The 7592-nt window shown below is 26.3% G+C and carries 7 protein-coding genes and 1 pseudogene; 7 read left to right on the top strand and 1 reads right to left on the bottom strand.

Annotation, left to right across the window (positions count from 1 at the left end; all coding sequences use genetic code 11):
* From ACERKK_RS09125 to folP, 4 genes are all read left to right on the top strand, one after another.
* A partial coding sequence (locus ACERKK_RS09125) for an aspartate kinase (protein WP_373772774.1) occupies positions 1-742 on the top strand: 742 nt, incomplete at its 5' end.
* A 2-nt stretch (positions 743-744) separates the two neighbouring features.
* Positions 745-1296 (top strand): HobA family DNA replication regulator, encoded by a 552-nt coding sequence (locus ACERKK_RS09120; RefSeq protein WP_373772773.1) that lies wholly within the window; start codon positions 745-747, stop codon positions 1294-1296.
* A gap of 1 nt (position 1297) precedes the next feature.
* Entirely contained in the window at positions 1298-1927 is a 630-nt protein-coding gene (locus ACERKK_RS09115) for a DNA polymerase III subunit delta' (RefSeq protein WP_373772772.1), read from the top strand.
* A 10-nt stretch (positions 1928-1937) separates the two neighbouring features.
* Positions 1938-2750 (top strand): dihydropteroate synthase, encoded by an 813-nt coding sequence (gene folP, locus ACERKK_RS09110; protein ID WP_373772771.1) that lies wholly within the window; start codon positions 1938-1940, stop codon positions 2748-2750.
* A gap of 9 nt (positions 2751-2759) precedes the next feature.
* Here the strand turns inward: folP and ACERKK_RS09105 are convergent, their stop codons facing one another.
* Positions 2760-3590 carry a prephenate dehydrogenase gene (locus ACERKK_RS09105; protein WP_373772770.1) on the bottom strand — a complete coding sequence of 277 codons (831 nt, stop codon included), beginning with the start codon at positions 3588-3590 and terminating at the stop codon, positions 2760-2762.
* A gap of 185 nt (positions 3591-3775) precedes the next feature.
* On the opposite strand from ACERKK_RS09105, the gene bamA reads away from it, so the two are divergent.
* The 3 genes and pseudogenes from bamA to ACERKK_RS09090 form a co-directional block, all read left to right on the top strand.
* Positions 3776-6028, top strand: a complete 2253-nt coding sequence (bamA, locus tag ACERKK_RS09100; RefSeq protein WP_373772769.1) for an outer membrane protein assembly factor BamA — start codon at positions 3776-3778, stop codon at positions 6026-6028.
* Between the two features lie 2 nt (positions 6029-6030).
* A complete protein-coding gene (locus ACERKK_RS09095) occupies positions 6031-7098 on the top strand; it encodes a dehypoxanthine futalosine cyclase (protein WP_373772768.1) in 1068 nt (355 codons plus the stop codon).
* 57 nt (positions 7099-7155) lie between these two features.
* Positions 7156-7592: pseudogene (locus ACERKK_RS09090) on the top strand (insulinase family protein); the annotation flags it as partial.

Below are 7592 nucleotides of genomic sequence, written 5' to 3'. Positions count from 1 at the left end.
TGTTGCAATTGCAGGTGCTATTGAAGCTGATGTATGTGAAATTTATACTGATGTTGATGGTATTTATACAACAGATCCAAGAATTGAACCAAAAGCAAAAAAATTAGAAAAAATTTCTTATGATGAAATGTTAGAGTTAGCATCATTAGGTGCAAAAGTTTTACAAAACAGATCAGTAGAAATGGCAAAAAAATTAAACGTAAATTTAGTATCAAGAAGTAGCTTTACTCCAGAAGTTGAAGGTACATTAATAACAAAGGAAGAAAATATTATGGAAAAACCGGTTGTAAGTGGAATCGCATTAGATAAGAATCAAGTAAGAGTTGGTATGTATGGAGTTACTGATAAACCAGGAATTGCTGCATCAATTTTTACATCATTAGCAGATGCTGATATTAATGTTGATATGATAGTTCAAACTGTTGGTGTTGATGGCGCTACAGATTTAGATTTTACTATTCCTACAACTGATTTAGAAATTTGTAAAAATGTTATGAAAAACTTTGAAAAAGATGCTAGAAAGATTGATTATAATGAATCAATTTGTAAAGTATCTATAGTAGGTGTTGGTATGAAATCTCATACAGGTGTTGCATCAAAAGCCTTCTCTTCATTAGCAAAAGAGAATATTAATATTAGAATTATTTCAACTTCTGAAATAAAAGTATCAATGATTATTGATGAAAAGTATGCAGAATTAGCAGTTAGATCATTACACGAAGCTTATTCTTTGGATAAATAATAGTGCAAGAATTTTTAAACTGGACTGTAGATACAATCAGGGAAGATAGACTTATCTCTCCTTGGTTGGAAGAGAAGAAGTATGAATGGACACCTTTAGTATCTAAAAATATTGTTAATTTATTAGATAAAGGTTGTTCAATAATCGTAATCACTGATAAAGAGAGAGAATGGTTTTTAGAATATATTTTAACAAATATCAATTCACCAAAACTAAGTAGACCTTTTTTACCATTTTATGATTTTAAATCATTTTACAAATATATTGATAATATAAAATCAGATGATGATATTTCATATATAAAAGATATGTTAAGTATCTCTTTTCCAAATGGATATTGTTTTTGGTATATTGGAAAAAGTCAAGACGTTCGTGCTGTTATTCCAAAAGTTTCTAAATACTCTTTCTTATGGCTTTTTGATGAAGAAAAACAAGATGCTTTTAATTTAAGATCAAGTGATGAAGCTTTAGATATGAAACTACTTCAAATGTTTAGATTATATTCTAAAACTGTAAGTGCTGCTTTATTTGCTCAAATTAATGTAGAAAACTAATATGTTAAATGAAAAAATTGATAACTCTTGTATTTTAATTGTAAATGATATTGAAACATCATTAAATGAATTAATTAGAAATTATTCTTCTCATTCAATTAGAATAATTAAAAATGAAGAGAAAGATGAATTTTTATTAATACAAGCAACACAAGCAATAAAAGAAGCTTATATTGCTTCGAATGAAAAGAAATATATTTTTTTATGTGGTACAACATTTAGAAAAGAGGCACAAAATTCTTTGCTAAAAGTATTAGAAGAACCACCTAGAAATATTGTTTTTATAATAATTACAAACTCGAAATCATCAATTTTACCAACAATTTATTCAAGAATACCATATAAATATCTAAAGACTTCTGTTTTAAGAAATGAGTTATTATTAGATTTAAATAAATTAGATTTAAAAGATATATATAATTTTTTAAAAGAGAATCAAAAGATATCAAAGAATGATGCAAAAGAGATTGTTGAATTAATTTTATTAAAGGTAAATAGTTTAAATTTAAAATTGACGAAACAAGAGCTTGAACTTTTTTCTAATGCTATTAAATTATTAGATTTAAATTCAAGACCTTTAAATGTTCTAACTACCCTACTTTTATCACTATCAAATAACTCTAATAAATAAAAGGTTTTTTATGCAAAATAAATTTTCTACTAAAACAAAAATCATGGGTGTATTAAATGCAAATGAAGACTCATTTTTTAAAGATAGCAGATTTAGTCAAAAAGAAGCTTCTAAAAGAATAGAAACTATGATTGAAGATGGAGCAAATATTATTGACTTAGGTGCTGTTTCTTCAAGACCTGGTAGTATTGCAGTTGATGAGAAAACTGAACTTTCAAGATTAAAAGATATAGTTGATATTATTTATAATTGTAAGTTTTATGATAAAGTTGATTTTTCAATTGATTCTTATTCTCCTTTAGTTATTGATTATGTTTTAAATAAAGGCTTTAAAATTGTAAATGATATTACTGGACTTGCTAATGATAAGGTTTGTGAAATATCAGCTAAATATAATGCTCAAGTTGTAATTATGCATATGCAAAATGACCCAAGCAATATGCAAGATAATCCAGAATATGAAAATATTATGAGTGATTTAGATATCTATTTTGCTAAACAAATAAAAAAAGCAAAAAGTTTTGGAATAGAAGATATTGTTTTAGATGTAGGTATTGGCTTTGGAAAAAGTTTAGAGCATAATTTAACTTTATTAAAAAACTTAGAACATTTTAAACATTTCGGATATGAATTATTAATAGGTGCAAGTAGAAAATCAATGATTGATAAAATTGTACCTAGTAGTATTGAAGAAAGATTAGCAGGTACTTTAGCTATTCATTTAGAGTCTATTAGAAATGGAGCTTCTATTATAAGATGTCATGACGTAAAAGAACATTATCAAGCTATAAAAGTACAAGAAGCAATAAATGCTATAAATTGAGATACTAAATTATAGTATCTCATGTAGAGTATTCGCTTTTTTCATCCACTCTTCTAAATCATCATATTTATCATTTTCAACCATATATCTAACTTTTTTCATATGATTATCAAATAAATCTATTGATTTTAATAAGTTGTCTTTATTTTGTCTAAAAATATCTGTCCACATATCTGGACTTGATTTAGCAATTCTACTCATATCTTTAAATCCACCAGCTGCTAAAGCAATAATTGATTTAGGATCTTCATGATTCATAACTGTATTTGCTAAAGAATAAGAAATTGCATGAGGTAAATGTGACATATAACAAGCGTGAACATCGTGCTCTTTTGAGTTCATAAATACAAGTCTCATACCAATTTCTTGGAATATTTTAACCGCCCTATTTTTATGAATTTCACTATTATCTTCAAGGTCACATAAAACTACTGTTTTCCCTTCATATAAATTATCCATAGCTGCTTTTGGTCCAAATTTTTCGCTTCCACACATTGGATGTGCTGCTACAAAATTTTCTCTTATAACATCTGGGATATTTTTTACTATAAACTCTTTTGTTGAACCTAAATCCATAATTGTTTGTTCTTTTTTTATATCCAATAAGTTTGGCAAAAAAGATATTATATTTTCAACAGGTATTGCTAATACAATTAAATCAGATTTTTCTTTTAAAGTTTTAATATCAACAAGTTCATCAACAAGATTTAGTTCTAAAATTTGTTTTTTTGATTTTTCACTTCTTGCATATCCATATACTTTATTCGCAATACCATATTTTTTAACAGCTTTTGCAAAAGAACCACCCATTAATCCAAGCCCTACTATTCCAATATTCAAAATACAACCTTTTTTATAAATTACGGGATTATATCTTAATGTTTATTTAAAATAAATTACGATGTGATTTATTATTAAAACTACTGTAAATTAGGTTATTTAAACTAAAAAATAAGCAGAATATTAATATTCATATAAAGTGAATTTAGATATATTATTGTCTAATTATGAAATTAAGGATCAGTGTGAAAAATAAAGTCGTACTATTTTCTTTAGCTTGCGCATCAGTATTATGTGCAGATACTATAAAATCTATAGAATATAAAAATTTGAATAAAATATCTCCTAAAATTGTTAATGAAACATTAAATGTAAAAGTTGGTGACACACTTGATGCTAATAAATTAAATGATGCTATTAAACAATTTTATAAATTTGGTTATTTTGATGACATTGTATTATTTAATGATAATGGAAATTTAAAATTAAACTTTAAAGAAAAACCTTCTATTGCAAATGTAGATATCAAAGGCTATAAAAGTAGAGCTGAAGATATTGAAGGTTTAAAATCAATAATTAAACTTAAAAAAGGAGTTATGTACACTCCTAAAAGAGTAGAAGATGCTAAAAAAATATTATTAGACCTTCTTGAAAATGATGGTTATATAAACTCTGTTGTTGAAACTGAAGTTGAAAAACTTAATGAAGAAACACTAAAAGTAACTTTTAACGTAAATAAAGGTGATGAGATAATTATCACTGAAGCTAATTATTATGGTGCAAAAGAGTTAACAAGAAGTAACTTTGATGATGTAACTGCTAATAAAGAAAAAGAGTTTGCTTCATGGTGGTTTGGACAAAATGATGGTGAAGTTAGTATTGATCAATTAAAATATGATGCAAGAAGAATAAATGAGTTATATTTTGAAAAAGGTTTTTTAGATGCTCAAGTTAAAGAGCCTTTTTTAGATATTGATTTTGCTTCAAATCAGGCTAAATTAGATTTCTTTATTACAGAAGGAAATAAATATACAACAAATGATATTAAAATTTATGTAGATTCTTCAATTGTAAATGCTGAAGATATATATCCTGAATTAAAATTAATTATTGGAAATACTTTTAATATTAAAAAGTTAAGAAAAGATCAAGAGTATATTAAAACACAAGTTGCAAATAAAGGTTATGCATTTGCAGAAGTTAAGTTTGATATAAAAAAAGATAAAGAAAACTCAAAAGTTGATATTGTTTTTAATGTTATCCCAGGTGAAAAAGTTTATATCAATGATGTTAAAATATCTGGAAACAGCAGAACTTTAGATAGAGTTATTAGAAGAGATGTTTATTTAGCACCAGGTGATTTGTATAACTTAACAGACTTTAAAGATACTACATCAAAATTAAAAAGATCAAGATTTTTTGAAGATGTAAAAATTGAAGAAAAACGTATTTCTGCAAATAAAATTGATATTGTAGTAAATGTTACAGAAGCAGCAACTGGAGCTATCACATTAGGTGGTGGATATGGTTCTTATGATAAGTTTATGATTAATGGTTCTATAAATGATTCTAATATCTTTGGAACTGGTTTAGGTGTTGGACTTAATGTTGATATCTCATCTAAGCAAAATAGATTCTCAGTTAGTTTAAAAAACCCAGCTATTAATGATAGTAAATATAATGGTGAAATTGAAGTTCATAATAGTGAATCAGAAATCTCAAGAGATGCTTATGATGTAGATAAAACTTCACAAGGTTTTTCTGTTGCTGTTGGAAAACAACTATTTAGAAATCTTTATGGTGGATTAAGATATAGATTAGATTCTATTGAAGAAGATTATACTTACTCTTCTACTTTTACAAAAGTTGCTGGAAAAACATATTATGAAGATACAGAATATATTTCAAGTTCTATTAGTCCTTATTTAAGTTTTGATAATACAGATGATTTTTATGTACCAAGAGAAGGTTATAAAATGGGTACATCATTAGAATACGCAGGTGTTGGTGGTGATTCTAAATATCTTAAATCAAGTTCTTATTTAAAATATTTTTATTCAATTGAAGACTTAACTGAATTAGATTGGATTTTTAGATTTAGAACACAAGTAAAAGTTTTAATTGATAATGGTCAAATTAATCAAGGTGATTCTTTATATCTTGGAGGTGCTAGAACATTAAGAGGATATAAATCTTATGCTTTTGGACCAAATAATGATAATGGTGAAGTTGAAGAACCATACAAAAGATTATGGGCAAACTCTTTAGAGATGAGTTTCCCATTAGTACCAAGTGCTAAAATGAGATGGGCACTATTTTATGATTATGGTATGACAGGTCAAGATTCATTTACACAAATTAAAAGATCAAGTGCTGGTGGATTATTAGAATGGATTTCTCCTATGGGTCCTTTACAATTGATTTTTGCAAGAGCACTTGATGCCGAAGCTAATGATGATACTTCATCATTTGAATTTTCTTTAGGAGCGAGTTTTTAATAATGGTTAAAAAAATTGAGATAAAAAAAAGATTAACGAATAAAGAAGCATTAGATTTAATTCAAAATGCTTCTTTATTAGACTTAGGAAAAATGGCAAGCGAAAGAAAACAAGAGTTACATCCTTTAAATATTACATCATTTATAGTTGATAGAAATATTAATTATACAAATGTATGTTGGGTTGATTGTAAATTTTGTGCTTTCTTTAGGCATGGAAGAGATGATGACTCTTATGTATTAAAATTTGATGAAATTGATGAAAAAATTGATGAATTACTTGAAATTGGTGGAACACAAATTTTATTTCAAGGTGGAGTTCATCCAAAACTTAAAATAGATTATTATGAAGATTTAGTTGAACATATTCACACTAAATATCCACAAATTACTATTCATGGGTTTTCAGCTATTGAAATTAAATATATTGCAAAAGTTTCGAAAATATCTATTTTAGATGTATTAAAAAGATTACAAGCTAAGGGTTTAAGCTCAATTCCAGGAGCTGGAGCTGAGATTTTATCTGATAGAGTAAGAGATATAATTGCACCAAATAAAATGGATAGTAAAGATTGGATTGAAGTTCATAGATTAGCTCATTCAATTAATATGAAAACAACTGCAACTATGATGTTTGGAACTGTTGAAACGGATGAAGAGATTATTGAACATTGGGAATTATTAAGAGATTTACAAGATGAGATGCATGGATTTAGAGCATTTATTATGTGGTCATTCCAAGGTGCAAATACTCAACTTCTAAAAGAAATTCCAGATATTAAAGCTCAATCTTCAAATAGATATTTAAGATTATTAGCTGTATCTAGACTTTATTTAGATAATATTCCAAATATTCAAAGTTCATGGGTTACTCAAGGTTCATATATAGGTCAATTAGCTTTAAATTTTGGAGCAAATGATTTAGGTAGTACTATGATGGAAGAGAATGTTGTTAAAGCAGCAGGTGCATCAAATAGAATGAATCAAGAGGAAATGATTAGGCTTATTAAAGATAATGGATCAATTCCAGCTAAAAGAAATACAGCCTATGAGATATTAGAAAAGTACTAATATATTATGAAATTTAAAAAATACTTATTAGCATTAGTTATTTTACAAGGGAGCTTGATGAGTGCATCAGTAAAACATATGGAAGTAAATGATATTCAAATACCAGTTATTTTCGAAGAACAAAAAAGTTTACCAATTTTAAATTTACAATTGGTTTTTCAAAATTCAGGTTATATGCAAGATAAAGATAAAAGTGGATTAGTAAGTCTTTCTTCAAAATTAATGAATGAAGGAACTAAAGAGTTAGGTTCTAGTAAATTTGCTCAAAAACTTGATGAAAATGCAATATCTTTACACACTTCAAATGGTTTTGAAACTTTTGTTATTGAATTATCTAATTTAAAAGATGTTTCAAAAGAATCAATAGAATTATTAACACAACTTTTAAAATCTCCAAATTATAATGAAGATACATTAACAAAGTTAAAAACTTTACAAATTGGTGCTTTAAAAAGAAAAGAGAATGATTTTGATTACACTGCTAAAAATCTTTT

This window comes from Poseidonibacter sp. (assembly GCF_041821165.1).
GTDB lineage: Bacteria > Campylobacterota > Campylobacteria > Campylobacterales > Arcobacteraceae > Poseidonibacter.
The sequence above is the reverse complement of the archived record's forward strand: the minus strand, read 5'-3'. Positions and strand labels throughout refer to the sequence as shown.

Coding starts and splice junctions, on each gene's coding strand:
- ACERKK_RS09115 (WP_373772772.1), top strand. CDS start 1,298: ATGTTAAATGAAAAAATTGATAACTCTTGTATTTTAATTGTAAATGAT.
- folP (WP_373772771.1), top strand. CDS start 1,938: ATGCAAAATAAATTTTCTACTAAAACAAAAATCATGGGTGTATTAAAT.
- ACERKK_RS09095 (WP_373772768.1), top strand. CDS start 6,031: ATGGTTAAAAAAATTGAGATAAAAAAAAGATTAACGAATAAAGAAGCA.